Annotated in this window: 23 protein-coding genes; 8 read left to right on the top strand and 15 right to left on the bottom strand. The window is 48.1% G+C overall.

Features of this window, described 5'->3' with window-relative positions:
- Positions 1-156, bottom strand: a 156-nt coding sequence (locus tag WG89_RS32905) for a transposase family protein (RefSeq protein ID WP_172806694.1), incomplete at its 3' end; no start/stop codon positions are given.
- A 93-nt stretch (positions 157-249) separates the two neighbouring features.
- Here WG89_RS32905 and WG89_RS12630 point away from each other — a divergent pair.
- Genes WG89_RS12630 through WG89_RS12620 form a run of 3 tightly spaced genes read left to right on the top strand, consistent with a single transcriptional unit; the run spans position 250 to position 3,214 of the window.
- Positions 250-1,422 (top strand): PTS ascorbate transporter subunit IIC, encoded by a 1,173-nt coding sequence (locus WG89_RS12630; RefSeq protein WP_216638481.1) that lies wholly within the window; start codon positions 250-252, stop codon positions 1,420-1,422.
- Between the two features lie 23 nt (positions 1,423-1,445).
- Complete coding sequence (locus tag WG89_RS12625) at positions 1,446-2,282, top strand: transketolase (protein WP_062266550.1); 837 nt, start codon at positions 1,446-1,448, stop codon at positions 2,280-2,282.
- Positions 2,279-3,214 carry a transketolase family protein gene (locus tag WG89_RS12620; RefSeq protein WP_062266547.1) on the top strand — a complete coding sequence of 312 codons (936 nt, stop codon included), beginning with the start codon at positions 2,279-2,281 and terminating at the stop codon, positions 3,212-3,214. The genes WG89_RS12625 and WG89_RS12620 overlap by 4 nt, the downstream gene beginning before the upstream one ends.
- Positions 3,215-3,254: 40 nt before the next feature.
- Here the strand turns inward: WG89_RS12620 and WG89_RS12615 are convergent, their stop codons facing one another.
- The 6 genes from WG89_RS12615 to WG89_RS12590 form a co-directional block, all read right to left on the bottom strand.
- The gene (locus tag WG89_RS12615) at positions 3,255-5,453 is read right to left on the bottom strand and encodes a YgiQ family radical SAM protein (protein ID WP_062266544.1); all 2,199 of its coding nucleotides are present in this window, start codon (positions 5,451-5,453) and stop codon (positions 3,255-3,257) included.
- A gap of 192 nt (positions 5,454-5,645) precedes the next feature.
- Positions 5,646-7,115 (bottom strand): hypothetical protein, encoded by a 1,470-nt coding sequence (locus tag WG89_RS12610; protein ID WP_062266541.1) that lies wholly within the window; start codon positions 7,113-7,115, stop codon positions 5,646-5,648.
- Complete coding sequence (locus tag WG89_RS12605; protein ID WP_062266538.1) at positions 7,115-7,609, bottom strand: SycD/LcrH family type III secretion system chaperone; 495 nt, start codon at positions 7,607-7,609, stop codon at positions 7,115-7,117. Before WG89_RS12605 ends, WG89_RS12610 begins: the two co-directional genes overlap by 1 nt.
- Positions 7,610-7,783: 174 nt before the next feature.
- Positions 7,784-11,485 (bottom strand): restriction endonuclease subunit S domain-containing protein, encoded by a 3,702-nt coding sequence (locus tag WG89_RS12600; protein WP_062266535.1) that lies wholly within the window; start codon positions 11,483-11,485, stop codon positions 7,784-7,786.
- A gap of 135 nt (positions 11,486-11,620) precedes the next feature.
- The gene (locus WG89_RS12595) at positions 11,621-12,208 is read right to left on the bottom strand and encodes a TIGR04219 family outer membrane beta-barrel protein (RefSeq protein ID WP_062266532.1); all 588 of its coding nucleotides are present in this window, start codon (positions 12,206-12,208) and stop codon (positions 11,621-11,623) included.
- A 98-nt stretch (positions 12,209-12,306) separates the two neighbouring features.
- The gene (locus tag WG89_RS12590) at positions 12,307-13,086 is read right to left on the bottom strand and encodes a methyltransferase domain-containing protein (RefSeq protein ID WP_062266529.1); all 780 of its coding nucleotides are present in this window, start codon (positions 13,084-13,086) and stop codon (positions 12,307-12,309) included.
- A gap of 253 nt (positions 13,087-13,339) precedes the next feature.
- Between WG89_RS12590 and WG89_RS12585 the strand changes: the two genes are divergently transcribed.
- Positions 13,340-14,449 carry a hypothetical protein gene (locus WG89_RS12585; protein ID WP_062266525.1) on the top strand — a complete coding sequence of 370 codons (1,110 nt, stop codon included), beginning with the start codon at positions 13,340-13,342 and terminating at the stop codon, positions 14,447-14,449.
- A gap of 60 nt (positions 14,450-14,509) precedes the next feature.
- Here WG89_RS12585 and WG89_RS12580 read toward each other — a convergent pair whose 3' ends face one another.
- Complete coding sequence (locus tag WG89_RS12580) at positions 14,510-14,698, bottom strand: DUF1127 domain-containing protein (protein ID WP_062266522.1); 189 nt, start codon at positions 14,696-14,698, stop codon at positions 14,510-14,512.
- A 116-nt stretch (positions 14,699-14,814) separates the two neighbouring features.
- Between WG89_RS12580 and gcvA the strand changes: the two genes are divergently transcribed.
- Positions 14,815-15,747, top strand: a complete 933-nt coding sequence (gcvA, locus tag WG89_RS12575) for a transcriptional regulator GcvA (protein WP_062266519.1) — start codon at positions 14,815-14,817, stop codon at positions 15,745-15,747.
- On the opposite strand, the gene WG89_RS12570 is transcribed toward gcvA, so the two are convergent.
- Positions 15,699-17,081: a hypothetical protein gene (locus WG89_RS12570; protein WP_153301573.1), complete on the bottom strand. Its 1,383-nt coding sequence runs from the start codon at positions 17,079-17,081 to the stop codon at positions 15,699-15,701. The genes gcvA and WG89_RS12570 overlap by 49 nt on opposite strands.
- A gap of 118 nt (positions 17,082-17,199) precedes the next feature.
- Here WG89_RS12570 and WG89_RS12565 point away from each other — a divergent pair, with 118 nt between their 5' ends.
- The gene (locus tag WG89_RS12565; protein ID WP_062266513.1) at positions 17,200-17,643 is read left to right on the top strand and encodes a YtoQ family protein; all 444 of its coding nucleotides are present in this window, start codon (positions 17,200-17,202) and stop codon (positions 17,641-17,643) included.
- Here the strand turns inward: WG89_RS12565 and WG89_RS12560 are convergent.
- The 3 genes from WG89_RS12560 to WG89_RS12550 all read right to left on the bottom strand — a co-directional run bounded on the left by WG89_RS12560 (position 17,640) and on the right by WG89_RS12550 (position 20,790).
- Positions 17,640-18,878 carry a hypothetical protein gene (locus WG89_RS12560; RefSeq protein WP_062266510.1) on the bottom strand — a complete coding sequence of 413 codons (1,239 nt, stop codon included), beginning with the start codon at positions 18,876-18,878 and terminating at the stop codon, positions 17,640-17,642. The two genes, WG89_RS12565 and WG89_RS12560, sit on opposite strands and share 4 nt — an antisense overlap.
- A gap of 172 nt (positions 18,879-19,050) precedes the next feature.
- Positions 19,051-20,208: an alpha/beta hydrolase gene (locus tag WG89_RS12555; protein WP_062266507.1), complete on the bottom strand. Its 1,158-nt coding sequence runs from the start codon at positions 20,206-20,208 to the stop codon at positions 19,051-19,053.
- A 156-nt stretch (positions 20,209-20,364) separates the two neighbouring features.
- Positions 20,365-20,790, bottom strand: coding sequence for a hypothetical protein (locus WG89_RS12550; RefSeq protein WP_153301572.1), 426 nt, complete (start codon positions 20,788-20,790; stop codon positions 20,365-20,367).
- Positions 20,791-20,974: 184 nt separating this feature from the next.
- Here WG89_RS12550 and WG89_RS12545 point away from each other — a divergent pair, with 184 nt between their 5' ends.
- Both WG89_RS12545 and WG89_RS12540 read left to right on the top strand, forming a co-directional pair.
- A complete protein-coding gene (locus WG89_RS12545; RefSeq protein WP_062266501.1) occupies positions 20,975-21,697 on the top strand; it encodes a response regulator in 723 nt (240 codons plus the stop codon).
- On the top strand, positions 21,694-23,166 hold the full coding sequence (locus WG89_RS12540; RefSeq protein ID WP_062266498.1) for an ATP-binding protein: 1,473 nt from the start codon (positions 21,694-21,696) through the stop codon (positions 23,164-23,166). The genes WG89_RS12545 and WG89_RS12540 overlap by 4 nt, the downstream gene beginning before the upstream one ends.
- On the opposite strand, the gene WG89_RS12535 is transcribed toward WG89_RS12540, so the two are convergent.
- The 3 genes from WG89_RS12535 to WG89_RS12525 all read right to left on the bottom strand — a co-directional run bounded on the left by WG89_RS12535 (position 23,147) and on the right by WG89_RS12525 (position 26,531).
- On the bottom strand, positions 23,147-23,650 hold the full coding sequence (locus WG89_RS12535) for a GNAT family N-acetyltransferase (protein ID WP_062266496.1): 504 nt from the start codon (positions 23,648-23,650) through the stop codon (positions 23,147-23,149). The two genes, WG89_RS12540 and WG89_RS12535, sit on opposite strands and share 20 nt — an antisense overlap.
- Before the next feature lie 127 nt (positions 23,651-23,777).
- On the bottom strand, positions 23,778-25,157 hold the full coding sequence (gene dbpA / locus WG89_RS12530) for an ATP-dependent RNA helicase DbpA (protein WP_062266493.1): 1,380 nt from the start codon (positions 25,155-25,157) through the stop codon (positions 23,778-23,780).
- A gap of 96 nt (positions 25,158-25,253) precedes the next feature.
- Complete coding sequence (locus WG89_RS12525) at positions 25,254-26,531, bottom strand: hypothetical protein (RefSeq protein WP_062266491.1); 1,278 nt, start codon at positions 26,529-26,531, stop codon at positions 25,254-25,256.
- Positions 26,532-26,829: the final 298 nt, after the last annotated feature.

Here is a 26,829-nt window from a genome sequence, read left to right as displayed (position 1 = left end):
ATCCTCCATGTCTTGCCACTCGTCCGCTCCACATATGACTGCGCATACAGCAATGATAAGTATATCGAGCAGGTTGTGATCACACATGCCGGGGCAGCGAGGATCAGGAACTTTGGCTAAAAAATCAGCTAGTGGCTGGTACTGCTTGGCTTCCATGCGGATGAACTACTCTAGGAGACTCGAATAAACTGGATAGAGAGTTTACAAGAAATTTATCTTCGAGTGTTCAGATTGATGCAATTGCCCTGAATGGGTACCCTGATGGAACAGGGGTTTAATCTTCGAGGTGTTATTCCTAATAACGAAGCCATCTACGCTACTGCAATGGCTGAATTTGGCTCTGCCACCTCGTTGATTATGGCGTTTGGTATGGTGGCCAATATTGTTTTTGCCCGCTTCAGTAAATTGAAGTACATCTTCCTGACCGGACACCATACGCTTTATATGGCTTGCATGATCGCCATTATTCTCAGCGTGGCAGGTTTTGAAGGTTTCTCTCTGGTGCTTCTGGGTTCCATTACTCTGGGTCTTGTCATGGTGCTGTTCCCGGCTATGGCACAGCCTTTCATGAGAAAGATTACCGGTTCTGATGATGTGGCTTTTGGTCACTTCTCCACGGTTGGCTATGTAGCTTCTGGCCTGATTGGCAAGCTGGTGGGTAAAGGATCAAAAAGTACAGAAGAGATGAACCTGCCTAAAAATCTGGTGTTTCTCCGTGATTCCTCCATCTCCATTTCACTGACCATGGGCATCATCTACCTGATTCTGGTGGCGGCTGCAGGTGGTGATTTTGTCAGGGAGCATCTGAGTGGTGGTCAGAACCCTGTCGTTTATGCAGTACTCAGTGCTATTGGTTTTGCTGCCGGTGTATTTGTCATTTTGCAGGGTGTACGACTGGTGTTGGCTGAGATTGTGCCTGCCTTTAACGGAATATCTCAAAAACTGGTGCCTGAAGCCAAACCGGCTCTGGATTGCCCGATTGTTTTCCCTTATGCCCAAAACGCTGTATTGATTGGTTTCTTGTGCAGCTTCCTGGGCGGTTTGGTGAGCATGGGGTTGTTAGGCGCAATGAAGCTGACCTTGATTCTGCCTGGTGTAGTCCCTCACTTCTTTACCGGCGCCACAGCGGGTGTATTTGGTAATGCAACGGGTGGCCGCCGTGGTGCTGTTGTCGGTTCCTTCGTAAATGGTGTGGTTATTACCTTCCTGACCCTCTGGCTGCTGCCTGTTCTGGGCGACCTTGGTTTTGCCAATACAACCTTCTCGGATTCTGACTTTGCGGTCACAGGTATTTTCCTGGGCTATATGGCCATGGCCGGTAAAGAGGCCGTGATTCTGGCCATCGCTGCAGTCTCCGCCGGTGTGTTTGCCACGAACTTTATCCACCGCAAGAAAAAGCTTCAGACAGCCAGCGCTCACTGATCTCGGGATGTAACGTGAAACTTATGAAATCAAATGAATACCTCAGAGAGATTGAACACCTTAATCTCTCCATAAAAGCAGAAACCGTTAAAGCGCTGCTTCATCTCGGATACGGCCACTTTGGCGGCAGTCTCTCAATATCAGAAACACTGGCCTGCCTTTACGGACATTATCTACATCATGACCCAGCTAATCCCAAAATGGCTGACAGGGATTATCTGGTGCTATCTAAGGGGCATGCCGGGCCTGCTCTTTACGCCACTCTGGCGCTGAGAGGATTTATTGAGCTGGAAACCCTCAAGAACATTAACGCTAACGGCACTTTGTTACCCAGCCATGCGGACATGAACAAAACAGCGGGCGTCGATATGACCACCGGTTCTCTGGGGCAGGGCATTTCCTGTGCTATGGGCATTGCCATGGGTACGGATACAAACGTTTTCGCGATAGTCGGTGACGGAGAGTTGCAGGAAGGGCAGTGTTGGGAAGCCTTCCAGTTTGCAGCTCATCATCAGTTAAACAATCTGGTTGTGTTTGTCGATTACAACAAACGACAGTTGGATGGTTATCTGGATGAGATTCAAAAACCTTTTGATCTCAGGGAAAAGTTTCAGGCATTTGGATTTGAATCTGTTCAGGTGAATGGTCAGGATATCAATCAGATTTGCGGGGCTATTGAACAGGGATTGGCCAGTAAGGATAAGCCAACAGCCATTATTCTGGACACTGAGAAAGGGCAGGGTTTTCCATCCATTATTGAAATGTCGTCTAACCATCACTTGCGTCTGGACGATGACTTGAGAAGTGCCATTCTCAAAGATCTGGATGTTATTGAGCAGAGACTGGAGAGCCTGAAATGAGCAGTGAACTGAGACATATCCACGCAGAAACACTGCTTGAGCTGGCCAGGGATCATGAAAACCTGAGAGTTCTTGAAGCAGACCTGATGGGCAGTGTCAGCACTGGCAAGTTTCAGGCTGAGTTTCCTGATCAGTTTATTCAGTGTGGCATTGCTGAAGCCAATATGATTGGTGTGGCAGCTGGCTTATCTGCTACAGGTAAAGTGCCTTTTGTACATTCATTTGGCTGCTTCATAACCCGACGTTGCTATGATCAGCTGTTTCTATCAGGAGGTTATGCCCAGCAACATATCAACATATTCGGCAGTGATGCCGGAGTGGCCGCTGTGACCAATGGCGGCACTCATATGCCGTTTGAAGATGTGGGTTTGATGCGGCTGATTCCTGACTCCGTAGTGATTGAAGTGTCCGATGCAGCAGTTCTGAAAAAGGCGATGCATTACAGTTATCAGAACCCCGGGGTTAACTACATTCGTTCGACTCGAAAGGATCTTCCAGAACTCTATTTATCGCCTGACGAAATTGAAATTGGCAAAGGCAAAGTGTTGAGGGAGGGGGATGATCTGACCATCATAGCCAGTGGTTTGTCTGTACATGATGCGCTTGAAGCGGCTGCAGAAGTGGAAGCTCTGATGGGCAAAACGGTAACCGTCGTAGACATGCATACCATCAAGCCGGTGGATACAGAACTGGTCATCCGTTGTGTGAACAAAACCGGCAAGTTACTGACCGTGGAAAATCATAATGTTACCGGTGGACTCGGTGATGCTGTTATCGCTGAGCTTCTGGAGGCAGGGGTGGCTCCGACTGCTTTCAGAAAGATTGGCGTTCGTGAACAGTTCGGGCAGGTGGGTAGTCTGGATTATTTGAAAGATCAGTACGGTATTTCAGCCCAGGCTATTACAGAAGCTGCCATAGCCATTCTGGACTGATAGAAGAAGCCCCGGCTTGAGCCGGGGCTTCTCTGGTCCGTTATCTACGTTTTTTGCGTGTGACCGGCTTTTTACGAGGAGCGCGGTTATCCCACTGTCCACCCCGGGCCTTCTGGAATTTTCCAGCCGGTTTTTTGCTTTGAGGACGACGGTTGTCTTTGCTCTTCTCTTCAGCAGGAACCAGCTGATTTGGTCCGTCACCAATCAGCTCTGAGCGGTTCATCTTTCTCAAGGCATTTCGCAGGACATCCCAGTTTCTGGAGTCGTGGTAGCGCAGGAATGCTTTCTGCAAACGACGCTGTTCCAGTTCTTTCGGAATGTAGAGCTTATCACTCTTGTAATTAAGCTTTTTGAGCGGGTTCCGGCCGGAATAATACATGGCTGTTGCCAGAGACATTGGGGACGGATAGAAGGTTTGCACCTGATCAACACGGAACTTGTGACGTTTCAGCCACAAAGACAGGTTCATCATGTCCTCGTCTTCACAGCCCGGATGAGCGGCAATGAAGTAAGGGATGAGATACTGCTTTTTACCCGCTTCTTTCGAAAACTTTTCGAACATTTTCTTGAACGCATCATAGGTACCCATGCCTGGCTTCATCATCAGGTCCAGGGTGTCCTTTTCAGTGTGTTCAGGGGCAATTTTCAGGTAGCCGCCTACGTGGTGAGTAACCAGTTCACGAACGTATTCAGGATCTTCCACTGCCAGGTCATAACGAAGACCTGAGGCTATAGAGATTTTTTTGATACCCGGAATGGCACGGGCTTTTCGGTAAAGCTCTGTCGTTTGCTTGTGGGAGGTTTCCAAGTTTTTACAGATACTTGGGAATACACAGGAAAGACGACGGCAGCTCGCCTGAATTTCCGCACTCTTGCAGTTCAGGTGATACATGTTGGCAGTGGGGCCACCCAGGTCAGAAATCTGCCCCGTAAAGCCTGGTACCTTGTCACGAATATCTTCCAGCTCCTGCAGCACAGACTCTTGCGAACGGCTCTGGATCACCCGGCCTTCGTGTTCGGTGATGGAACAGAAAGTACAGCCGCCAAAACAGCCACGCATGATATTGACGGAGGTCTTGATCATGTCATAGGCAGGAATTTTGGCATCACCGTATGAAGGGTGAGGTCTGCGTTGATAGGGCAGAGCAAATACACCGTCCATTTCCGGAGTTTCCAGAGGAACAGGAGGTGGATTTACCCAGATTTCCCGATTGCCATGTTTCTGAATCAGAACCCTGGCGTTGTGCGGGTTGGATTCCTGATGCAGAACCCGGGAAGCATGGGCATAAAGAGCTGGGTCTTTGCGAACCTTTTCAAAGGATGGCAGACGGATGCAGCTTTTACTGGCGTCAAAATCGGCCTTACGATGCAGAGGCAGAGGAACGATACGGATCGGTTGTACGTCCGGCTCTTGCTCTTTGCTGGAAGCACACTCTTCTTCCGGAATGTATTCGTAAGGACTGGTGCCATAGGCTTCTTCCAGAGAACCCATATCTCTGGGCCAGTCGATACGAGTGGAGTCAATCTCGGTCCAGCCTTCTGGTGCGGCCGGTTTGACCACCACGGTTCCGCGAATATCATCCATCTCTTTGATATTGATGCCGGCTGCCAACTTATCAGCCACATCAGCCATGGCTCTTTCGGCATTACCGTAGAGAAGGATATCTGCTGTGGAATCAATCAGAACAGAGCGTCGAACCTCATTGCTCCAGTAGTCGTACTGAGCAATCCTGCGCAGGCTGGCTTCAATACCGCCAATAACCACAGGAACATCATTAAAGGCTTCCTTGCAGCGCTGACTGTAAACAATCACTGAGCGGTCTGGACGTTTGCCCGGCTCAGCATCCGGAGTGTAAGCGTCATCATTTCGGACTTTCAGGTCAGCGGTATAGCGGTTGATCATGGAGTCCATGTTGCCGCCAGTGACACCATAGAACAGGTTTGGCTTGCCAAGACGCATGAAGTCTTCAGTATTGCTCCAGTCTGGCTGGGCAATGATACCTACACGGAATCCCTGGGATTCCAGAAAACGGCCAATGACTGCCATACCAAAGCTGGGGTGGTCTACATAAGCGTCGCCGGTGACAATAATAATGTCACAGGAATCCCAGCCTAGTTCATCCATCTCTGCACGGGTCATGGGTAGATAAGGTGCGGTGCCATAGCATTCCGCCCAATACTTCGGGTAGGAAAAAAGTTCCTTGGCAGGCACAGGCTGCTGCAGAGATGAGTGACTCATGAATGTTCTGGTTTTATCTGTTCTGGCTGAGGGTGCGCTATTTTTTCAAAAAATGCGTCGTTTAGATAGCTCGAATTGCGATCAGGGATGAGATGAAACCGAAATGGGGGGGTCAGGAACCCACCCTGTCTCTGTATCGATATCAAGAAATCACTACAAAGACAGGGTGGGATGCAGGACTGGCGGCTTTAATCAGACCGCATTATGGCGCTGGATAAGTCCTTGTTCACTGGTTGCATCCTGATGGGCGGCCAGCACTTCTTCAGGTACAGTGGAAATATCACTGACAAAGTCTTCAAGAGAGGCGCCTTCTGGCGTACTTTCAGGTTGTACCGAAGCTGGAGGCTCATCATTTTCAGACACGGTAGGCTCCGGATCACTGTCAACGCGTGCATTAGGATCATCAACCTGAGTCTCAGGAAGTTCTTCACTGGAAGGTGGCTGAGGCGTATCGTCTGTTGATGTGCTCAGACTGTCTCCAAGACTGTTATCCAACCCCAGTGAGTCTGTGAACCCACCGAGAATTTCTTCCGCCAGAGAGGGATCTCCGCCTTCCAGAGCATTAATTGCCTGCTGAAGCTTTTCCTTGGCCTCTTCGGATTCGGCCGATTCCTGAAGGGCTTGCAGCAACATTTTCCTTCTTTCAAAGTGATCCAGCCCTTCAGTGGCAATCTGGATGCCTTCGGTAGCATCATTAACGGGAGAAGAAGGCGTATCACTATCTTCCACTGGCTCGGTTGTTTCTTGAGGGTCACTATCACCGGGTTGCTGGTTATCGGCTTGCTCTGAATTATTTGTGGGGTTCACTGGGGTGTAAAGGCCACCCAAGGCTTGACGATTTTTCCATGCTTCTGCTTCTTTTTCCTGCCTCTCCATATGATCAATTTCGCTTTTGGAGAAGATGCTTAAGTGGGAATTGTCTTTTCCGGGGTTTATATCCCGATCAATCTCCAGAGCCGCTTCCCAGAGTGCAACGGGAGGAAACACAAGGGCCAGGCTTTTCAGGAAAATAGTGCCAGAGCTGGCCTGGTTGGCGCTGTTGACTTCCTCAATATGTTCCCGGATATGTTCGATGTTACTGGCGTGACGCTGTTGGGCATCCTGAGAAGCAATCTCAATCTTGTTTTCAGAGTATTTTACAGAGCTGTCTTCCAGATTGGCATTGATCTCAGCAAGAATCTGGTCGAGCTTATCGGGAGTCAGTGTGCCACTTCTATGTTCGGTATGCAGTCTGTCTAATGCACCATTAATATTACTCAGTGTTTCAGGAGATGCCTCGGAGAGCGTGGAAAGTTTGTTATCAATTTCCAGTACCGTATTCCCTACAGCCGGAGTAACCAGTCCTGGGTAGGTGTTAGTGATGGAGATAGGGCTTTCTCCAAAGGCACCACCGATCTGCCCTCTGAGGTTTGCAGCCGTCTGTTGAGCCACCTGTTTTTGCAGGTCGCCTACCTCTCCGGTAATTTCCGAGTCTGGCTCGGGAATGGAGGGAGCGTCTGAAAGACCCAGAGGTAATTGGACATAGCCACCTCCTGTTCTGGCAGATACCGAGTTTTGTGTGTCATAACCTCTGGAAACACGATCGGCTTGTTCGAGCCCCTGAAGTTCTTCTGTCTGTGTTGGGACAACGACGCCTTCACTGCGATTAACGGAATCGACCATCAGGACTGCCCTCCTTGTTTGTCCTCAAAGGTTTGGAGCAGGTTCTTGACTCTTGTCAGCTCCAAATGACTGAACTGGTATTTTTCAGCGTCCTTGAGGGCACTTTTGTAAATGATTTCTGCCATGCCTCTTTCCCGCAGCGCCATATAACAGTCGGCCATGTAGACCTTGGCGAGTGGATTGGTAATATCCATTCTGGCGGTGTACTCAAACGTCCTGATGGCCTGGCCATAGCTTTTCAGCATCATCTGACAGGAACCCAGGCAGAGGAAATTTCGGGCGTTCCAGTGGTCATAAAAGCACAGGTACTGGAACTTTCTGGCGGCTTCTTCAAAGTGCCCGTTCTGGTATTGGTTATATCCGGAGGTATAGATAGCTTCCAGAGCACCTTCACTCATCTGGTTGGCTTCAGCCAGTGTTCCACCTGTGAGCAGGTATTCGGTGATAGTAGCCAGCTCCTGGCTGTCAGGAGCCTGAAAAGGCTGGTTCGACATCTACGGCTTCCTTGCTAGTCCTTCAGAATTCTGTTTCTAAAGGTATAGCACCCGTATTCAAGAGACTCATGCCCGGCAAGACGAAAGTCGTAGAGAGTGGCTGAAGGGTCGAAATAGTCAATAGTCTCCAGATTTTTGACGTTATAGTGGCTGATAGCCCTCTTTTTTCTATGGCTATTTGGCTTTTGTATCTTTTCGTTTTTTTGTTTTTTCTGGCTGGGGCTTCTCCGGAAACAGTTCTGTGTCTTCAGCATCGCAACATTGAAAGTAATGACCCAGCGATGCAAACCATTGATGATCCTTGGCATAGGAGGGGTGCTCCAGATTCAGATGCGGCTCATCCGGATCCGTCCAGAGATCCAGCCCTTGGGGCTTGACCAGACCAGGCCTGAAGTAGATATTATGTCCCATAGACAGATTCGCTCGGATAGGAATTTTCAGAGCATCTGACAGAACCGTAAAGTCATGGCGCAAATAATCTGGATCTGACAGGAAAGTACCTTGCTGGATTCTTGTCATAAGAGCCTTTAAGCCCAGTTGTTCTGGCACAGAATTTCCATCGGGCGTCTTTCCGGTGTCATAGAGAGTCTCAAGATAGTCACGCAGTCTTGTTTGGAGCTTCAGGCCCAGTACTTCTGGGTCCAGCTCTTTTAGTGCTTCAACAACAGGCACTTTTTCCTCTTTGACGGGGGGAGCTTGAGGTTCAGGTGCTACTGAGCCTTTTTCTTTACGTCCCTGCTGCTTCCCTTTTTTGCCTTTCTTGGGTTTGCGGCCGGCCGTTTTCCATTCCTGCTGCGTTTCTTCCTTTACAGTGCTTTGTGTGGAGGGCTGCTCTTTTTGCTGAACGGTTTCTACTTCGACCAAACCCATGAGTTTCGTCAGGTCGCGTTCCATGATCGAAACGCCCAGAGCTGTATTCATACTTTGTGGAATGAATAATTTCAGAGGCAGTTCGGCTTCCTCAGATTCCTCTGGTTCCTCAATGATCACTGCTACCGGATTCTCCATGACCACTTCTGTCGACACATCTGGAGGTGTAGCGGTATGTGCTGGAGATGTTTCCCTTGAAGAGGTCACAAGATCAGGAAGTGAGCCATGACTGGAGTCACTACTGCGATTGTTCATCTCTAAAAGAGAGGGAAAACAGAAATCGAGTTTCAGAGCGTATTTGGGAGTCGCAACCTCACTGGCAGGTTGCGGTGTGGACCAGGGGGAAATGATCCATTCGTCTCCCCCTGCCTGTACGACAAACGTTATGCCAAGAGTGTACGCCAGGATTTGTAGAGGGTGATCTTTGGCCCCATTGGCAGGGTGAATTTCATACCTTGAAGGTGACGAATCTATACTGTCAGCCTCGGGGAGTTTCCCGAGTTTATTTTTGAGCTCCTGTCTCATAGCATCAGGTAAAGAAGCTACGATAGCTCCGGGAGAATAAGGAACATCAATCCCCCCTGTAGCTGAGGCACCAGTTGCAGGGGCTGGTGAAGAGTGTAAATTTGATCTTGAGCTTCCCAGTTGTGAGGGGAGAGCCTCAGACATCAGGTCCGGATGTTCAGGGCTCAGAGTCTGCTTTCTATCCTCTATGGGAGGAAACGTTCTTCTTTCTTCCGGCTCTGGGGTTTTAGCGTTTGCTGTGGATAATGTCTGTTGAACTTGAGCTACCTGTTCCCGTTTAAGGGAGCCTTCCAGCATTGTCATGCTGGTATCAAGTTTTTTGCCAAGCTCTTCCAGATCTTTGACTCGGGTCACCAGCTCGCTGCGACGCTGTGAGTCACCTCTTCCCGAAAGTTTGTGACGATGAATCATTTCGCCGCGTCGGGCGTAGATGTCCGGAATAGCTTTGCAGCACTCTATGACTTGCTTTCCCTGCGCAATCAAGTATTCCATATCATTGTGGAGATCTACCAAAGCATCCAGGAATTCTGGTTGTTCTTCGGAAAGACCAAAGAAGATCTCCTGCGCTTCTTTTACCGCTTTACTCATGACCAGAGTGTTGATGCTGATTTGCTGCATATCCAGTTTGAACAGCTTCAGGGCTTCCCTGAATTTGATGTCCTTATCCAGGTCAGGACGATCTTGACTCTCTAAGGCTTCCTTATAGGCATAGACGGGCTCAATCATTTTATGGGCAGACGCTAGTTGTCGCCGAAGTCTGGAGGTGACCATATCGGCATACCCATAATGGGCCTGTGCCTTATCAAAGCCACTGACTTGGGGATGTTGAATGACTTTCTTGAAAATGCCATTTAACACACCAACCGGTTGTTTACGAACAAAAGCTTCAGATGCTTCGTCCATAGTGGCCTTCAAACTATAAGGTTTTGGAGGGGGGGAGTCGGTATCTTGTTTTTTTTCAGAAGCAGCTTCTGCAGCCAGTTTGGCTTGCTTTTTCTTCCACCGGTCTTTCTGTATCTGTTCTTCTCTGTCTCGACGCTGTGCCTCTCTTTTATCCAGTTTGTCCTGAATACGCTTCTGTTCTGCCTCTTCTTCTTTAATCAGACTGCTGGCAATCTGAGCAACGCCTGCTTCCTGGTTGCGAAGACGCTTTACTACTTCTCGGCATTGGTTACTGATCTGTTCATAAAAGAACATCAGGGAAGCCCGGCTGTCTTCAGGCAGCATTTTTTTCTTATTGATAGTTCTGACCAGGGCTCCTAACTCTGAAACCAGGGCTTCAGCCCCTTCTACCCGGGCTTTAAAATGAGCCAGTGGTTCAGGGCGATCATAAAGAAAGGTCAGAGAAGCCAGCAGGGACTGACAGAGGCTAAAGGTATCTCCAGGGGCGAATTGCGGGCTGCCTGCTTCAACCTGTTTTCGGTAGAACTGCAGCAGGCGTTGAGCTTGTTTGGGATTGTCCGACAGAATTGCGGCATTGATCAGCTGTTTGACTTTCCAGCTTTCCAGTTCCAGTACTTGTGGCTGTTCAGGGTCGAAGTCAGCTAACCACTGGCTGAAATAGCAGGAGTGTGCGGACAGCATTTCACGCAACTCTTCCTGTTGCCTGGTGAGCATGTAGTGAGCTACTGCCAGATCTGCCAGCATAGCTACCCCAAAGGCCGCCTTATCGTGCATCTGGAGGCTTTCTTCGAGGTCTGAATAATGCTCAAGCCCTAGTTGATACTGAATCACCTCCTGATACATTTTCATGCATTCGATTGTTTGAGGTAAAAAAGTTTGTATCCTGTGATTGAAGGTTTCACTCAGTTGAATGGCATCAAGGAAAGGAATAACTCTAAGGGCTGCATTAAAGCGTAATCCACAAAAGCTGGCATAGAGGTGTATCAGTTTTCTCTCTTTCCAGTAATCCCTGTGGCGTTTATCTGAGTCCCCAAGGCTGACGACATCTTTCAGGAAGGCTTGTTCTTCTTCATTGATCTGCAGTGATCTGGCTGCTCTTCTGGCAGTGGTTTCCAATTTTTTGTAAACACTGTAATCAGACTGCAGCACCTGATACATCTTATTAACTTTGGCGAAATGTGCATCCAAAAATTGCTTCATTTGTTCCATCTGGATGCACAGAATCCGGGTGGCTCTGGAGTAGCCCTGGTCACGGGTGCACTCAAGTCTGGGCAGATCTTTATCAATGCCATTCTGCTTCATAAACTCTTTAATGGCTTCGCGGGATTCATCCACCTCCTTGCCCATTTTGGCCATTTCATCTCGAGTGTACTTCTTTCTGCTAACTGTGCGCTTGGATAACTGCTCGTCTGTGCCAGCCACAGCAGTGGCTCTGGCTACGAGGTTGTCTCTGTTGGCATGGGTAATCTCGCGATGGTCATGCTGAGCAGCAGCTTCGCTTTCTTTCTCAGATGTTTCTGAATGAGGGGAGTTTGGGCCCGTGAGAGGAGAAGGTTGTCCCTGACCAGTTCTGTCCACTGTAACCTGCCATTCTGATGATTCCTTAATTTCAGCTTAGGAAATCTGGGCTGATTGTCAGGGCAGTTGGATGCAGACAAGGGAAGGAGTAGCTTGAAGCTGGCTCATATGAACCAGCTATCTGGATAGGCGGTATCAGATATCCCAGTGCAGACCCAGGTTAAAGCCCTTGATGCGCTCATCGTTATAGATGCCTTTGGTGCCATCCATCTCGATTTCGTAAGTGCGGTAGCCACCCTGTAGATTCAGGCCGGCAAACAGGTGAAAGCGGGCACCCACTTCAAAATCATTGAAGCTGGTATCACTGGATTTACCCACGTACAGCTTGCTGTAAAAGCTCAGAGAGCTTGCCTGAAACAGTTCAACATCTGCAGTCAGCATGGGCACTGTATCGCTGAAAGAGGCATCACGGTATTTGCCACTGTCGAAACGGCGAGCTCCCAAGCCCAGATCCAGGGCAATATTGCCATTGTCCAGAATTTCGTAGTAGCCAGAAGCGTCGTAACTGTCGAACTTCAGCTTGTCATGGTTGAGCTTGCTGTAGCCAACAGCCAGGTTTGGCAGCAGAGGGATTGGGTGCTCGATCTGGCCGTAAACTGTCTGAAAGTCACCGTGGTTGGCAGTATTCCAGTAGTTGTAACCCAGCTTTGCGCCAATAATATCTGCCTGAGCAACAGAGGCACTGGCTGCCAGAATGGCAGCTGTCAGAATTGATTTTTTCATTCGTCGTTTTTGTGTAGGTAAAAATAACAAACTTATCGTTTGTGAGCTTTAACTCCCATGCTGACTTTTACCTATTAAAGATGCAAATTAATAAGGGGTTAATTTTTGGTTATCTCAAAAACATAGCGATTGAGGCTGAAGAAGTAGTCATTCTTGTCCTCTTTGCTCACCAGATCCTGAAACCAGTTGTTGATCTGCGCTGTTGGCAGCTTACTGCTCAGATGATTGCAAATGGATTTTGCCAGAAAATAGGAGTAGTCCTGGTCACTGAAGCGGGTATTGATAATGGGGTAGATGCTGATGTTGTTTATCCCAAGCCTGGCCTGGCGGAGTTTGGCTGGCAGTTTTCGGGGTAGAAAGGAGTCTTCTCGATGAGACTGCCATATCTCCAGGGCATTCAGCATTCTTGTTCTGTCAGAGTTATTCCAGACCACTGAATCCCAGTCGGTATCAATAATCAGGGCGCGTCCACCTGGCTTGAGAACTCGGTGTATTTCCAAAAGAGCCTGATCGACATTGCTGACATATTCCAGCACTTGAATGGAAACAGCCACGTCAAAGGATGCACTTTCGAAAGGCAGGGTTTCGGCATCAGCCTGTTGAAAGTGGGTGTTGCTCTGATCCCGGCAGAACTTTTCTGCCATTTCCAACATGGGAAGGCTGGGGTCAATACCAGTAATAAGCCCATTTAGGTCCGTCTGTTTTGCCATCTCGCTGACCAGCAGGCCCGGACCACAGCCAATATCCAGAACACTTTCACCTCTCTTAAGGTTCAGTCTATCCAGTGTGTATTGCCGCTGCTGGATGATATCAGGCTTGAGATAAGTGTTTCGGGTTCGTTCAGAGCTGTCCTGACCAAAGGCAAAACGGGGGTGCATATCCGGATCCTGAATTTGAAGGGTTCTGCCACTATAGCCAATGACCCTCTGTATTTCTTATCGGCTATGAGTAGCTGGTGGCAGTAAAAGTAGCCTTCGTCTATATACATCAGTCCAGTAGAGAATAACTCCAAGAAGCAGGTTTTGCCGGGAGAGCGGAACTTGCATGAACACACCGAGTCAAAATTCCCATTGAGCCAGCTGTCGGGAAAGGCGGTTGGCAGGATATCATGATGTATGTGGGTGAAACCTTATGAATACTTTATATGAAACGGGATTGTCTGGGACTTCCTCTGGGTCTCTGCGCCTGTTTAATCGTTTTCTGGCCAGCCTGCTGGGAATGTTAATGCTGATTCTTGCGCCGCTCTCTCATGCAGAGGAAGGGGACGTATGTTGGGAGTCAGTTGTGAATCACAATACTTATACCCCAAGTGCGATTTCCGATGCGTTGAGTGGTAGTGATGATGTTCCACAATGTGTGGTAGAAGATGATGCTGATGGCAAAGTCTATTTTGGCTATGTAGAGCCAGTGACGGAGGATAAGCTTTATGGTTGCTGGTATTACAACGGAAACAATGAGCATACCTATAGCTATGTTTTCGAGGCGCTGATCGTCAAAAACTACACAGAGCTAGATAATTTCAGGCGATTCAAGTTCGACTCGCCACAAGGGGTTACCCCTCAAAAGTTTTACACAACCTTTAAGGGTTGTCAGCAGACAGAAGAGTACCCTGATATGGAAGACTCTAGTGCTTTTGATGTCCCTGGCAGCGAGCAAATGTCGATCGGAGCAGCCGGGAGTACAGCAGTTTCTCTTCCTGAATATTCAGTCACTGCTTCTATCAATATGGTGTGTATGGGGACAGCTTCCGACAATGGTCGTGGCTATATCTACATAGGCAGTGTCGCCCAGAGAAATGGCAGCTATCGCTGTGCTCAGAACAAGGTTCGCTACTACAAGTCAGTGAAACAATCTTCAGCAGGTTCACAGCAGGCTGATCACCAGAGTGCTCAGCAAGCGGCACCGGCTCCTCAAGCACATCAGCAAGACAAAAAATGCAAGATTTTCAGGAAGAATGGCAACCTTATTTATGTGGGGGTTTGCTGGCCGAAATATAAAAATGGTTTTGGTCAGGTCAAACCTGTAAAGCCTGATGGGCATGCAGCTAATCTTGAAACCTGCCTGAAGCTCAATCAAGGCTCTGCTGTCGTTGTCTATGACAACAAGGGGCATTGTCTGGGCTCAAGTAAGAAGCTTAAATGCTCTGGAAAAGGCTTTGCTGATCCAGGCAATATTGCTTATGAAAATGATGTGGTTAAGGCTGCCACTATCAGTGATGATGATTGTGCAGTTTGGGAATGATAAATTCCTGACTTATCTATGTGCAGCAGTCAGTAAGTTTCTATTACTGACTGCTGCTTTCTACTGCTTCCAAAAAGGCTTACTAGCCTCATCTATACGATCCGCTTCCGTTACACCTATATCTTTCAACATCCTGCTATCCATTCTTGCCAGATATCGGCGACTTCTGGACCGGTTGCGCCATGTTTCCCAGAGGTTGATAAGATAGATAGGTAAATCAGCAATCTTCCAATAGCTACTCTGTTTCATCCTTCAGTCTCCTTACCGGTCAGGGTATGGCTTCAGAGTAGGTTTGATTTAGATAGACGACAAACGATATATTCTTTCCTGATGGATAAGAAAAACTTATAAATTGGAAGGGTGCAATGGACCGTATTCCCTCACTAAAAGGACTGCAGTATTTTGAAGTAGTGTCCCGACACATGAGTTTTACGCTCGCTGCAGATGAGTTGTTTGTGACCCAGGCTGCAATCAGCCAGCAGATTCGTAATCTGGAAGAGCAGTTGGGATTCAAATTGTTTATCCGCTCTACACGTCAGTTGCATCTGACCGATAATGCCGAGCGTTTGTTGCCTCATGTTCGAAAAGGTTTTGCTGAAATCAGAAAGGGTTTGGATAAGGTTTCCAGTCGACAGTATGACTACCTGAATATTTCCATTTTGCCTTCCTTTGCAGCCCGCTGGTTAGTGCCGAGGCTGGGCAGGTTTTCCATCAATTATCCTGAGATTGAAGTGCGTTTATTGCCCTCCATTGGTTTGGTCGACTTCCAGAAAGAAAACATTGATCTGGCTGTACGATTCGGAATGGGGAAGTATCCGGGCCTGTATTCAGAAAAACTTATGGATGAATATGCTTTTCCTGTTTGCAGTCCTGAGTTGATGAGCCACGGTAAGGGTCTTGGTTCTGTTGCTGATCTTATCAACTTTCCATTACTGCAGGATTCGGGACCAGGCGTGCTCACATGGAGGGACTGGCTTCAATGGGCAGGGAGTCCGGATCTGGATGTTCGCTATGGCGTTCAGATTTCAGATGCCAGTTTATTACTGGAGGCTGCAAAAGATGGACAAGGGGTTGCCCTTGGCAGGGCTTCTCTGGTTCAGAGAGAGCTTGAGCAGGGTAGCTTAATCAAGCTCTTTGATATTGAACTGGCATCGTCGTTTTCATATTTTCTCGTTATGCCCCAACGATCAATGAATCATGGAGCCGCCCAAAAGTTTGCTGACTGGCTCAGGCAAGAGTGCAAGCAGTCTTATCGAGTTGATATACCAGAGTCTTCGCTGTCAGAGCCACTGGAATAAAAGGTTGATTTGTTTGCTTTGGCTTCTTGTTTTAAAGCTTTCTCATCCCAGCAGAAGCCTTCGGTAAAGTCTACCGATGGCCAGTTGCGGGCATCCTTATATTTGGGTTGACTGGTTTTCCAGGGACCACCTTCGTATTCAGGCACCCTGGGATGGTAGGTATCAAAATTCAGAACTATTTCAGATGGTTTGGGTGGCTCTGACGTTTTTAAGCAGGTGCTGTTTGGGGATACATAGATGACTCTTTGATAATGATTCAGGTCTCTGGCGTATTCTGGCAGGTTCTGTGTCATATAAGATTGACCGAGAAGCCCCGACAAATCCTGAAGTTGAGCGTTCATTTGTCCTACCAGAGTCGTCTGGCTAGCAAGTTGAGGAATTAATTTTGAATCAACACTTTCTTCCATATCGGCTGTATGCTTTCGCATGACAGCAAGGGCTCCATAACATTGAGCAACACTGGTATCGAGCACTTTCATGAATCGGTGATCCATGTTTGAAGCATCAAAGGCTACGTACTTTTCTCCCGCTTCAAACTTAAAGTCTTTTGGAAGCTCTGCTGACACACTGTCCGCACCACCTGTTTGCAAAGCCGACATTAGAAAAATCATCTGATTCATTGTGCCATCTTCAGAGCGAAAGCATCGTTCAGGAATAGGTGGCAGAACCCTTTTATGAAACAAAACATAATCGACAGCCTGGGGCGTCAACATGATCATTTCCCGGCCTTCACCTTCATTCATGTACGCCTGGCATCCCTGGTAGATAGCTTCGTATTCGCGGGCTGTTAATGCGGATGTGTTGGCCTGATGCAAAAGTTTTACAAACATTTCAGGTTGCTTGATGGCAAGCCTTTTCATCACAGAAGGGGTGAAAGGATTAGTGGTCAGAGCATCAAATACGGTTTCCAGTTTTTCCGTAGTCATTTTTGAAGACTTGGACTTGTTGGGCTTTCCACCTTCTTCCGAGTTAAGACCCTCTGCAATAAGCACTTCTTTCTGAAGCTGGTCCATCTCTTTTGCGCTGAGATCAAGAAGGGAAACTGGTCTCAGGTCTTCCAGGTTGGCGAACAGGTTCGAAATGTTTGACCCTGTAGCTGCATCACATCCAGAATAATGCTTGCAGACTTCTACCTTCATTTTCTGTAGTGCTTGAACAAATGCTTCCGGTTTTTCAGTTCGTTGGCTTTGGACTTCCCGCACCTGTGGTTTGATATCCGTCAGTCGATTGACGGTTCTACCGAATACATGAACTGGAGACCCTTGTGCTTTGGCACCTGTAGGTTGAGTCCAGGGGCCAAGGCATTGTGCGGAATTGATTTGGGAAGCATCCATGCTGATCTCCAGAAAAAAGTTATCTGAATCCAGCATAGTCAGCCGGCTCACAAGCTGGAGCCAGAGGGGGGATGGCTGCTATATTCGCCGACAGTCTGCGTATACAGGAGATAAATGCATGAAGACCTGGGTTGTTTACCTTTCCGGAGAAATTCATACCGATTGGCGGGAACAGATTGAATCCGGTGCCAAAAGTTTGGGGCTCCCCGTGCGTTTTACATCACCGGTTACGGATCATGCGGCCAGTGATGCTGCAGGTGATCATCTGGGGGAGGAAGAAAAGTCTTTCTGGCGAGATCACAAATCATCCAAGATCAATGCCATTCGCACCCGTGTAGCGATTGAAGAGGCCGATCTGGCTGTGATTCGCTTTGGTGACAAATACAAACAGTGGAATGCTGCTTTTGATGCGGGTTTCTGTGCGGCGTTATCCAAGCCTTATATCACACTCCATGACGAAGCCATTATTCACCCTTTAAAGGAAGTGGATGCTGCAGCGCAGGCTTGGGCAACCACTCCCGCTCAGGTTGTCGAAATTCTTAATTATTTGATAAAGCGCTAAGGCGATTCCTCTTCAGTGATAGAAAAGGCCTGAAGTGAAAGGGTGAAGTCTTTCAGGTTCAGGCCGGGGATGATGATGGCCGGTTGTTCTCCTGAAAAAACGACTTCAGAAGTGCTGATCGCTGTGGTTCCAATAGGAAGTTTTCTGACGCTGCTCCATCCCTCTTTGCCATCAAAGATATCCGGATAGAGAGAGAACAGAAGATTCTTCCCTTGGGTGTCGGTCATCAGCAAAGTGACCATATACGCTGATGACATATCCATCTGATTAAAGTGATAGAGCCATGAAGCCTGGATGCCGGGCTCCGGTATTGCGGTGCCATTAAATTGAACCTGAGGTTTGGTTTGTAGAGAGGTTTTCATCTTCTTGCTATCAGGATCAGCGTAAGCAGCATAGTTGAAAGTGTTCTCTGGAATGTTCAGCAGTTGAGGTGCGGGTGCTGTGTGAAGATTTTGCGCAACTCTCTGGCCAGAAATATGCTGATTGCGCCCTATCTGAGCCACATCAATGACTTCAACGATCTCACTGACAGGCTGTCCACTTTCATGTGAGAAGGTGCTGTAAGACAAGTTGATCCTGTCACCGATCACTGCAATCGATGGCGTTCCTGCTATAAGGTCTCCGGATTCATCTGTGTCCACTCTGCTGGAACGGCTGATGGTCCATTTGTATTGATTACCGTCTTCCTTCAAGGTCACTACAGCCAGATAAAGATGGCTGTTCTCAACCGAGTTTTTTAAATCTTCAATTCTCTTCGGATCATATTGATTCAGGTCTGGCAGATTGCCTGTTTTATCTTTCCCTGTCAGATAAGCCAGAACAAAGCCTTTTTTATAGGGCGTTGCTGCTATTCCCAGCAAAGTCTCCGGTATTTTGTCGTGTTCTTTGAAGGCAGGTGGCATAGTGATGAAGCTGGCTGCCAACTCTTTGGCTTTACTGATTGATTTGGAACTGTAAGCCATCTCAATCTGTCGGTCTTGATTCAGCCAGGCCAGACAGAGATGGCTTTTTAACCCTGTATTGTCTGGGCAGAAAGAAAGGGATACGGATGGAGTCAGGGTTTTTGCCAATGTTACGGCAGCACTCTGCTTTTGATCCGATTGGACTGAAACCTTTTGAATCGGTCCCAGCACCGCCTTGAGAGTAATGTTCTGAGCATGTGTTGAATTAATAAACAACAGAAGCGGGATAAGAAACAGTGATCTGAGGGATAGTAACCTGTAGATTTTTTTCATGGTTTTGCCTGTAAAGCGTGACAGTCAGCATGAAAGATAAAGTGTAGGAGAATGTTTTGGATTCATAGCTGGATTGGGGGAAATAAAGTAAATGTAAATTCTTTTGTTGAAGCGCTTCTGGCGTGTATTCATGCAAAGAAGTGATCTGGCTTCCCTCTTTACTAAGGCATCCCTATTTGAGGGTTTGTCGGATTTCCCTAGCCAAGTTTTCGAAGTAGGGGTTCCAGGTCAACCGTGCGTGAATCTTGCCTTCTTCGGTATAACCATGAGCAGAGTACCAGACCTCATTTTCTTTCTGGCAAGTAGCTTCAGACTCTTCCTGTCCGTTGTTGCACATTCTGTAAGAGCCATTTTTGCCATAGTATGGATTCTCGGGTGCAAACAGCGCTGCCATGTGGGAGAAGTTGCTGACATTCTGCTCAGGCAGTTTCGATCTCAGTGAGTGAACACGCGGGTCTTTGCTGGCTGGCTGGTCACCATACCAGATGAATCTGCTGTCAGGGTTTGTGAAGCGCTCTTCAAACAGTTGCAGGATACCCTGTGAATTCAGAACACTGTCGTCTTCACTCATGACGATTAATACAGGACGGTTAAACTCTTTTTTCTCAAGCTGATCCCTGACCTGCTGGCTGGTTCTGTAATATTCTCCGGCGGCATTGAAGGTCAGGGAATCGTAGCGGACAAAGTTATCAACAGGATCTATGTCCGCCCAGTCGAAAAATTTTGAAACGATGGGAGCCAGGGCTACCAGTCGGGAGTCAGGCTGGAAGGCAGGTGAAAACAACAAAAGACCCTGAATGCTTTCATCTTCCAGAGCGTAACTGGTCACCAGGTTGCCACCCGTAGAAAAGCCCCCTAACCAGACTTCATCCACTTCCGACTTTAATAGTTGTGTCTGGTGCTCAACGGCTTTGATCCAATCACTCACTTCAACGTTCATCAGGTCAGCCGGTTTGGAGCCATGTCCCGGGAGCAGCATGACCCGAACTCTGAATCCCTGTTCAGCAAGCAGTGGTGCTATATCTGTGAATGAATAAGGAGAGTCTCCCAGTCCATGTACTAATAAAACCCCTTTGCTCTTCTTGCTGGTTTTTTCAGGTAGCAGCTCGAATGGTGCATTAGCTTCCACTTCACGCATGGGATCATCAGTAATGAAAGCCCGGTTTTCTTTCAGCCAGTCTTTTGTCTCGTCTACATAACGATCAAAGCTTTCCTGTGTATATCCGGGAGTGTGCCCTGAAGGTTTGAAGGCTGGGGAATCAGGAGGCTGAACGCAGCCTGTCAGTAACAGTGCAAGGACTACAAGCAGGAGACCTGGCTTTTGCATCATGTCGGTATCCTTTTTGGTTTCATCATGGTGCGTATCGAAAATGACAGCGGACTTTCTTATTCGACTCTGAGCAGGATATCTTTATGCGTGTGAAAAAAATGCCCGGTAAAGTTCCGGGCAAAAGCCAAACACACGGGGTAGCGATTACGCAGTGGATTATTTTTTGCCTTTCTTTTCCATGCGTTCCTGAATTTTTTCAAAACGTTCCAGAGGCATACCGTTTTTGGCCAGAGTCAGTTCTTTAACCAGAGAGTCATCCTGAGTCACGATGGCTACGGTATAACCCTTGTCGTTGGCTTTGATGTCACCGACCTTGATATTGGGGTTGCCTTTCATGAGCAGGCGGGCAGACGTCAGGGTGCGGATCTCATCAGCGGTGAATTCACGGGTCATATACTCTTTCAGGTTCTTGTGGCCGAATTCACCTTTAAAGCCATGTTTCCCTTTCTTGCCACATTCACGGTGTTCATAGCGGGAGTGTTCTTTGTTGCCATCGTTATCACCCTCTCCCCACCAGGCGAGGGCAGAAGTTGCAGTAAAGACAGTAACAAAGGCAGCGACGACAGGCAGTTTGCGGTTCATGAAATTTTTCTCCGGTTTCAGGATTTTACGGTATTCATTAAAGCCTGAGGATGTCTCAGAAATGTCCCGTGGAACCGCTAATTTGTCGCAAATTGTATCAGTACGGTGAATTGACAAGATTTGGTACATATTTCTTTGGCTGAGTACATATAATCGACTCAAGTACAGTTCAGATGTCAGCGCTATGGAGCCAAAAAAACATATTCTGGTGGTCGATGATCACAGTGAAATTCGAGACTTGCTGGGTAAATACCTTGGACAGCATGGCTATGAAGTCAGTCTGGCCAATGGCGGCAGAAAGATGCGCAAGGTGCTTGAGAGCCAGCCGGTGGACCTTGTGGTTCTGGATGTGATGATGCCAGAGGAAGATGGCCTGACGCTGTGTCGTTCCCTGAAAGAAAAGGGCGGGCCTCCTGTAATCATGCTGACAGCGCTGGGTGAAGAAGCTGACACGATTGTGGGTCTGGAAATGGGGGCTGATGATTATGTCTCCAAGCCTTTCAGTCCCAGAGAGCTGCTGGCCCGGATCAAGGCGGTTCTTCGACGTCTTGAATACCTCCCGAACCAGAGAAGGGTTCCGGTTGAATCCAGCAAGAAAACCTTTGCAGGCTGGACTCTGGATATTCACCAGCAACAGCTGGAGCGTGAAGACGGCTTGTTAGTGCCACTGAGTACGGCAGAGTTTCGATTACTGGAAGTGTTTTTGGGACATCCTCGAAAAGTGCTGAGCAGGGATCAGCTGCTGGATATGACCAAAGGCCGGGAAGCTCTTCCCTTTGATCGAAGTATTGATAATCAGGTCAGCCGGTTGCGTAAAAAGATTGAGCCAGACCCTAAAAATCCATCGTTGATCAAAACTGTCTGGGGCGGTGGTTACAGTTTCACGCCTGAGGTATCCGAACCTTGAGTCTGGGTATAAAACGACTATGGCCTTCCAGTCTGGCAGGGCAGATGGTGTCACTGGTGCTGGTGGCGCTCATTCTTTCGGTCGTCATCAGCACATGGATATTGAGCTCTGCATACAACCGGGCGGTTGATAATATTAATCAGGATGCGTTGCTCAGGCGTGTTGTGACTCTGGTTGAGTTGCTGGAATCAAGCCCTGAAAGTTTGCACAAATCCATTCTTAAAGCATCAGACACTCGTAATGAGAAAGTGCTTCTCAGTAGCCGAAGTATGGTGCACAGAGAATCTCTTCATGGCTTTAAAAAAGGAGCGGCTAACTATTTATTGAAAGCGTTAGGCCCTGAATATGAAGGGAGAATTCGGATTGATCTGGAGAGAAATGAGGATGATTGGTTTGACTATGACCGGAAAGAGCGATGGGAGCGGTCTGAAAAATCTGACTTAAGCCGACGTGATCAGCGATCCAGAAAAGAGCAGATAGACCGCTGGAAAAAATCCGAGAAGTACCGGGAGTGGCGCAAGCATAAGGGAAGTCAGCTGGTGTTTCTGGAAGTGTCCATCAAGTTGAATAATGGACAATGGCTGAACTTGTTGACGCGATCACCTCCCATCCCCAGGGTTCTATTCAAGCAGACAATGCTGTTTATGAGTATCTCTATTTTCAGTGTGTTGCTGGTGGTAATTTTTATGGTTAGAAGAATCACCCGGCCCATGAAAAAATTGGCCTCTGCTTCCCATCGACTGGGGCTGGGAGAAAATGTAGAACCTTTAAAGGAAGAAGGGCCGGGCGATATCCGGGAGACGATTCAGGCCTTCAATCTGATGAATGAAAGGATGCAACGGTTTGTATCGGATCGGACCCGAATGCTTGCAGCGCTTTCTCATGATCTTCGAACCCCCATTACCACCATGCGTTTACGGGTGGAAATGATGGAAGAGTCAGAAGATCGCAGGCAGATGCTGGCGACACTGGATGAAATGCAGCAGATGTCGGAAGCGACTCTGGCCTTTATGCGACAGGCTTCTGATAAAGAACAAACCCGAAAGGTTGATCTGAATGCACTGCTGGATAGCCTCTGTGAAGACATGGTGGATATGGGCCATGATGTCCGTTTTCAGGAAGGGCCTGAAGTGATCCTTTCCTGTCGTCTGATCAGTTTGAAAAGGGCTTTGCGCAATCTGATTGAAAATGGCATTAAATACGGCGAGTCAGTGGCTGTCAGCCTTGATGAAGAAGAAGGCTTTGCCCGTATTCAGATACAAGACCATGGACCGGGGATACCGGAAGAGACCATGGAAAAAGTCTTTGAGCCCTTTGTTCGGCTGGAAGAGTCCCGTAACAGGGATACCGGTGGAATGGGACTGGGATTGTCTATAGCCCGTAACATTATTCACAGTCATGGAGGAGAAATCAGGCTGGAAAATAATGAGCACGGGCTACTGGTTTCAGTTATCTGCCCATTGAAGTAAAGACTTGCCGAGTCACTTTACCCCAATATGGGTCTACATAAATGTCTTCCTGAAAGTGCGTGTCAATATTGTTATCGGATTGGTCCACGTATTCTTTCAGGAAGTCACTGATGGTTTTTCTCCAGAAGGTAGTAGCGTTATCAGCCCCTTCAATCTGTTTGATCTCCCATTGACCACAGCTCATTGAAAACAGACGATGTGCAAATCTTTTTCCAAGTTCTTGCCGCCTATAGCAAGGCAGGACGTAAAATTCACATACTTCATGATGGGTGGCATGGTGTTGTTTAACTGCAGCAAGACCTGCAGGTAGATGCTCATCATAGAGCAGGTAGCCGGTGGTGTTCTCCGTCAGAGGAGTATCCAGAGCAAAACGACCCTGGGGATCCGGCTTTTTCCCGGTCAGTGATGAAAACTCTGCCTCATATCCTTGGCAGAGGTTCAGGTAAACCTCTCTATTGCCATCATCTACTATTTTTAGATTCATGCTAATTGTACTACGAGCCTGATTGATCAGTTATAAGAACAGCTGAATCATAAAAAGGCAGTCAGCATAAGACAAGCCAGTTGTCTTATGCTCTTTACAGTGCCAAGGGTAACAGTCTCTGAAATCCTTAGAGTCTGCGAACTTTAAACCTGCGACCTTTGATTCGCCCTTGCTCAAGGCGAGCCAGAGCTTTGCGGGCACTGTCTCTTTTAATGGCAACGTAAGCTACAAAGTCAAAGATGTTGATTTTGCCTACCTGATCGCCGGGAATGCCTGCGTCTCCAGTTAATGCACCCAAAATATCACCCGGGCGAACCTTGTTCTTCTTACCGCCGTCAATGGCTAAGGTGACCATAGGCGCTTTGGAAGGTGGCTGAGTCGCGGGTTTCAAAGCTCTGTGGTCACCAAAGGTGAGTTCCGTTCTGAGAATGTCGGCAATATCGTCAAGTTTGTATTGTTCGCGGGAAGTGTGCAGGTTCAGTGCCAGGCCTTCTTTACCTGCACGACCGGTGCGACCCACTCTGTGAACATGTACTTCCGGGTCTCTGCTGAGATCATAGTTAATGACCGCCGCCAGATCATCAATGTCCAGGCCTCGGGCTGCAACATCGGTGGCAATCAGAATGTCTGCACTTTGATTTGAAAAGCGGACCAGCATTTGATCCCGCTCTCGCTGCTCCATATCTCCATGCAACACCAATGGCTTATAACCCTGATCATAAAGATAAGTGCCCACTTCTTTGCAGGTTTGTTTGGTGTTGCAGAAAATCACAGTAGAAGCGGGCTGATAATGATTCAGTAGCTTGCAAAGCGTCTCTGATTTTTCACTGTTTTCAGCTTGGTAGAAAAACTGCTGGATGTGCTGGTGAGTATGCACTGACTCAACCGTCACTTCTTCGGGGTCAACCTGAAACTGTTGGCTCAGAGCCCTGATCTGTTTTGGGTAGGTCGCTGAATAGAGCAGGGTTTGTCTCTCAGACGGTGTGTGATTCAGGATGTTTTCAATGGCTTCAATGAAGCCCATATCCAACATGCGGTCGGCTTCATCCAATACCACTGTCTGAAGCTGATCGATAGTAAGTGTTTGCTTACGAAGATGGTCCTGTATTCTGCCCGGCGTACCCACAACGATATGGGCACCATGAGATAGAGAGCTGATCTGTGGGCCAATAGGCTGACCGCCACATAAGGTCACTACCTTGATGTTCTGACGATAGCGAGCCAGTTTTCTTATCTCGTTGGCTACCTGAGTGGCCAGTTCACGAGTTGGACAAAGCACCAGACCCTGACAGCCAAAAAAGCGCTGATTGATGCCCAGAAGCATGCTGATAGCAAAGGCGGCAGTTTTACCACTGCCGGTTTTCGCCTTGGCGATCAGGTCCTTGCCAGCCATGGCCAGAGGTAAGCTCTTTTGCTGGATAGGGGTCATTTCCCGGTAGCCAATCTGCTCCAGATTATCCAGCAGGGCTTCGGGCAGCGGCAGTTCGGAAAAAGGATGTGTGCTCAAGGTGATCTCGTTGCTATGGCAGTTAGGGGCTCGGAGTATAACAGAGCTTATAGAAAAGATTGGATGTGGAGTATACCCATCAGGAAAGCTTCAACCTCAAAGAAAAAGAGCCGCCAGAATAAATATCCTTACTAAAGGTGCGAAGTTGTTGATAATCCAGTCAAACAGCGCGCCAACATCCCTGCTGTCTATAACGAAGTGTTGTCCAGATAAAGTCAGAGTGACATCTCCTGCTGAATCTGGCTGAAGATTGATAGCAATCGCCTGTTGATTCTGGCCGATCAGTTGAACGATAAAAGGTGTTTGATCTGCACTTAGTTGCTCAACATTTTTCAGAGCCGTGCCTTCTGTTGGACCTGGGTGGAAGCCATAAGTGGGCATTAATATCTCAAGGCTAGCCTGATCATGGGTATCCTGAAGTTCCTGGACAGCGCCATGGTGTACGGCGGGGAGGAGTGTTGGCGCAGAGAACTTCAGACTTTGCTGAATGTAATCAAGAATCGCTGTCGTCAGCCAGTCTGGAGCACTAGCACTAGCACTAGTACTGGCGCTAACACTGGCTGAAGCTGAAGAGCTCTGTGTCTGGGGAAGAGGGGCTGTCGGCAAGCTAATGGTCACTTCTGTATGAGTAAACAGAGTCAGCAGGGTGACTTCTTCATTGGCTGCAAAGCTATTGAGTAAGGCAGCCAGGCTGTCGATATTGATGGGAGCACTTTGTACCCCCACTTCAGTAATAATCAGAGCCTGATTGTTTCCTGCCGGGTGAATATGGAGAACGGTGATCGTCCCGCTTTTTTGTATCATCATGATAATGACTTTTTTTCCTTCCAGCAGAAGTGCCTTGAGATCTGACAAGTCGTTGGCAGCGAGCTCGATGCCAAAACCTTGCAATATCGCGATCAGAGAGCTCAGATCGGCCTGGCCTCTCAGGAAAGTCATACCTTCACCACTGGGAAGTGCTGCATACCCCGTGTTGGACGTTGAAACGCCTTCTTGTTGCCAGAGTTTAATGAGGTTGTGAGCGGCAGACGAACCATCCGAAGCTTGTACCGGCGCCGACATAAACTGAGGCTCAGACGGCGCATCATAATCTGCCATGGGAGCATGATAAACCATAGGGTTGTCAAGATTTGTGAGAGGTAGATCACCCTCATCTGGAGGATGGATGGCTGTTGTATCCAATGTTTCAACTCCCAGGTTGCCATGAGAGTCATCGTGAGTGGGAAGGTTGGCTTTGTGAATAACTGCCAAGTCAAAACTGTATTTTGCGCCTGCTGGCAGAGATAAGCCAGAACCCGTGCCCACCATGGTTGAAGAGGCCACATAGCCGCCTGATGCCTGTCCCGGATCTCGTATTAAGGGAGAGCGATCCATCTGGTCTGCTAATTTATCAACATCATCTTTTTCCTTCTCCTTGTCGTCAGGACTAGGAGCCTGTCGGACTTAACCAGCAAAACAGGTAAAATCCTGATTCCAGTACCAGTAACACTCAAAGCACTATGAATAAGTGGAAGTTCAAACCGGTCGACCGAAACACTCCCGACCTTTTCCCTGCCAGCATCCAGGATTATCTTCCAGAAGGTCATATGGCTCGCTTTGTGGTGGATGTTGTTGACCAGCTCGACCTGTCTCCACTGATCAATTCTTATCGAGGCACAGGATCAAAAGGCTG

It is taken from the genome of Endozoicomonas arenosclerae, assembly GCF_001562015.1.
Lineage (GTDB): Bacteria > Pseudomonadota > Gammaproteobacteria > Pseudomonadales > Endozoicomonadaceae > Endozoicomonas_A > Endozoicomonas_A arenosclerae.
Note: the sequence above shows the minus strand (reverse complement) of the source record. Positions and strands in the feature narration are given on the sequence as shown.

Coding starts and splice junctions, on each gene's coding strand:
- WG89_RS12630 (WP_216638481.1), top strand. CDS start 250: ATGGGTACCCTGATGGAACAGGGGTTTAATCTTCGAGGTGTTATTCCT.
- WG89_RS12625 (WP_062266550.1), top strand. CDS start 1,446: ATGAAATCAAATGAATACCTCAGAGAGATTGAACACCTTAATCTCTCC.
- WG89_RS12620 (WP_062266547.1), top strand. CDS start 2,279: ATGAGCAGTGAACTGAGACATATCCACGCAGAAACACTGCTTGAGCTG.
- WG89_RS12615 (WP_062266544.1), bottom strand. CDS start 5,453: ATGAGTCACTCATCTCTGCAGCAGCCTGTGCCTGCCAAGGAACTTTTT.
- WG89_RS12610 (WP_062266541.1), bottom strand. CDS start 7,115: ATGGTCGATTCCGTTAATCGCAGTGAAGGCGTCGTTGTCCCAACACAG.
- WG89_RS12605 (WP_062266538.1), bottom strand. CDS start 7,609: ATGTCGAACCAGCCTTTTCAGGCTCCTGACAGCCAGGAGCTGGCTACT.
- WG89_RS12595 (WP_062266532.1), bottom strand. CDS start 12,208: ATGAAAAAATCAATTCTGACAGCTGCCATTCTGGCAGCCAGTGCCTCT.
- WG89_RS12590 (WP_062266529.1), bottom strand. CDS start 13,086: ATGCACCCCCGTTTTGCCTTTGGTCAGGACAGCTCTGAACGAACCCGA.
- WG89_RS12585 (WP_062266525.1), top strand. CDS start 13,340: ATGAATACTTTATATGAAACGGGATTGTCTGGGACTTCCTCTGGGTCT.
- WG89_RS12580 (WP_062266522.1), bottom strand. CDS start 14,698: ATGAAACAGAGTAGCTATTGGAAGATTGCTGATTTACCTATCTATCTT.
- gcvA (WP_062266519.1), top strand. CDS start 14,815: ATGGACCGTATTCCCTCACTAAAAGGACTGCAGTATTTTGAAGTAGTG.
- WG89_RS12570 (WP_153301573.1), bottom strand. CDS start 17,081: ATGGATGCTTCCCAAATCAATTCCGCACAATGCCTTGGCCCCTGGACT.
- WG89_RS12565 (WP_062266513.1), top strand. CDS start 17,200: ATGAAGACCTGGGTTGTTTACCTTTCCGGAGAAATTCATACCGATTGG.
- WG89_RS12560 (WP_062266510.1), bottom strand. CDS start 18,878: ATGAAAAAAATCTACAGGTTACTATCCCTCAGATCACTGTTTCTTATC.
- WG89_RS12555 (WP_062266507.1), bottom strand. CDS start 20,208: ATGATGCAAAAGCCAGGTCTCCTGCTTGTAGTCCTTGCACTGTTACTG.
- WG89_RS12550 (WP_153301572.1), bottom strand. CDS start 20,790: ATGAACCGCAAACTGCCTGTCGTCGCTGCCTTTGTTACTGTCTTTACT.
- WG89_RS12545 (WP_062266501.1), top strand. CDS start 20,975: ATGGAGCCAAAAAAACATATTCTGGTGGTCGATGATCACAGTGAAATT.
- WG89_RS12535 (WP_062266496.1), bottom strand. CDS start 23,650: ATGAATCTAAAAATAGTAGATGATGGCAATAGAGAGGTTTACCTGAAC.
- WG89_RS12525 (WP_062266491.1), bottom strand. CDS start 26,531: ATGGATCGCTCTCCCTTAATACGAGATCCGGGACAGGCATCAGGCGGC.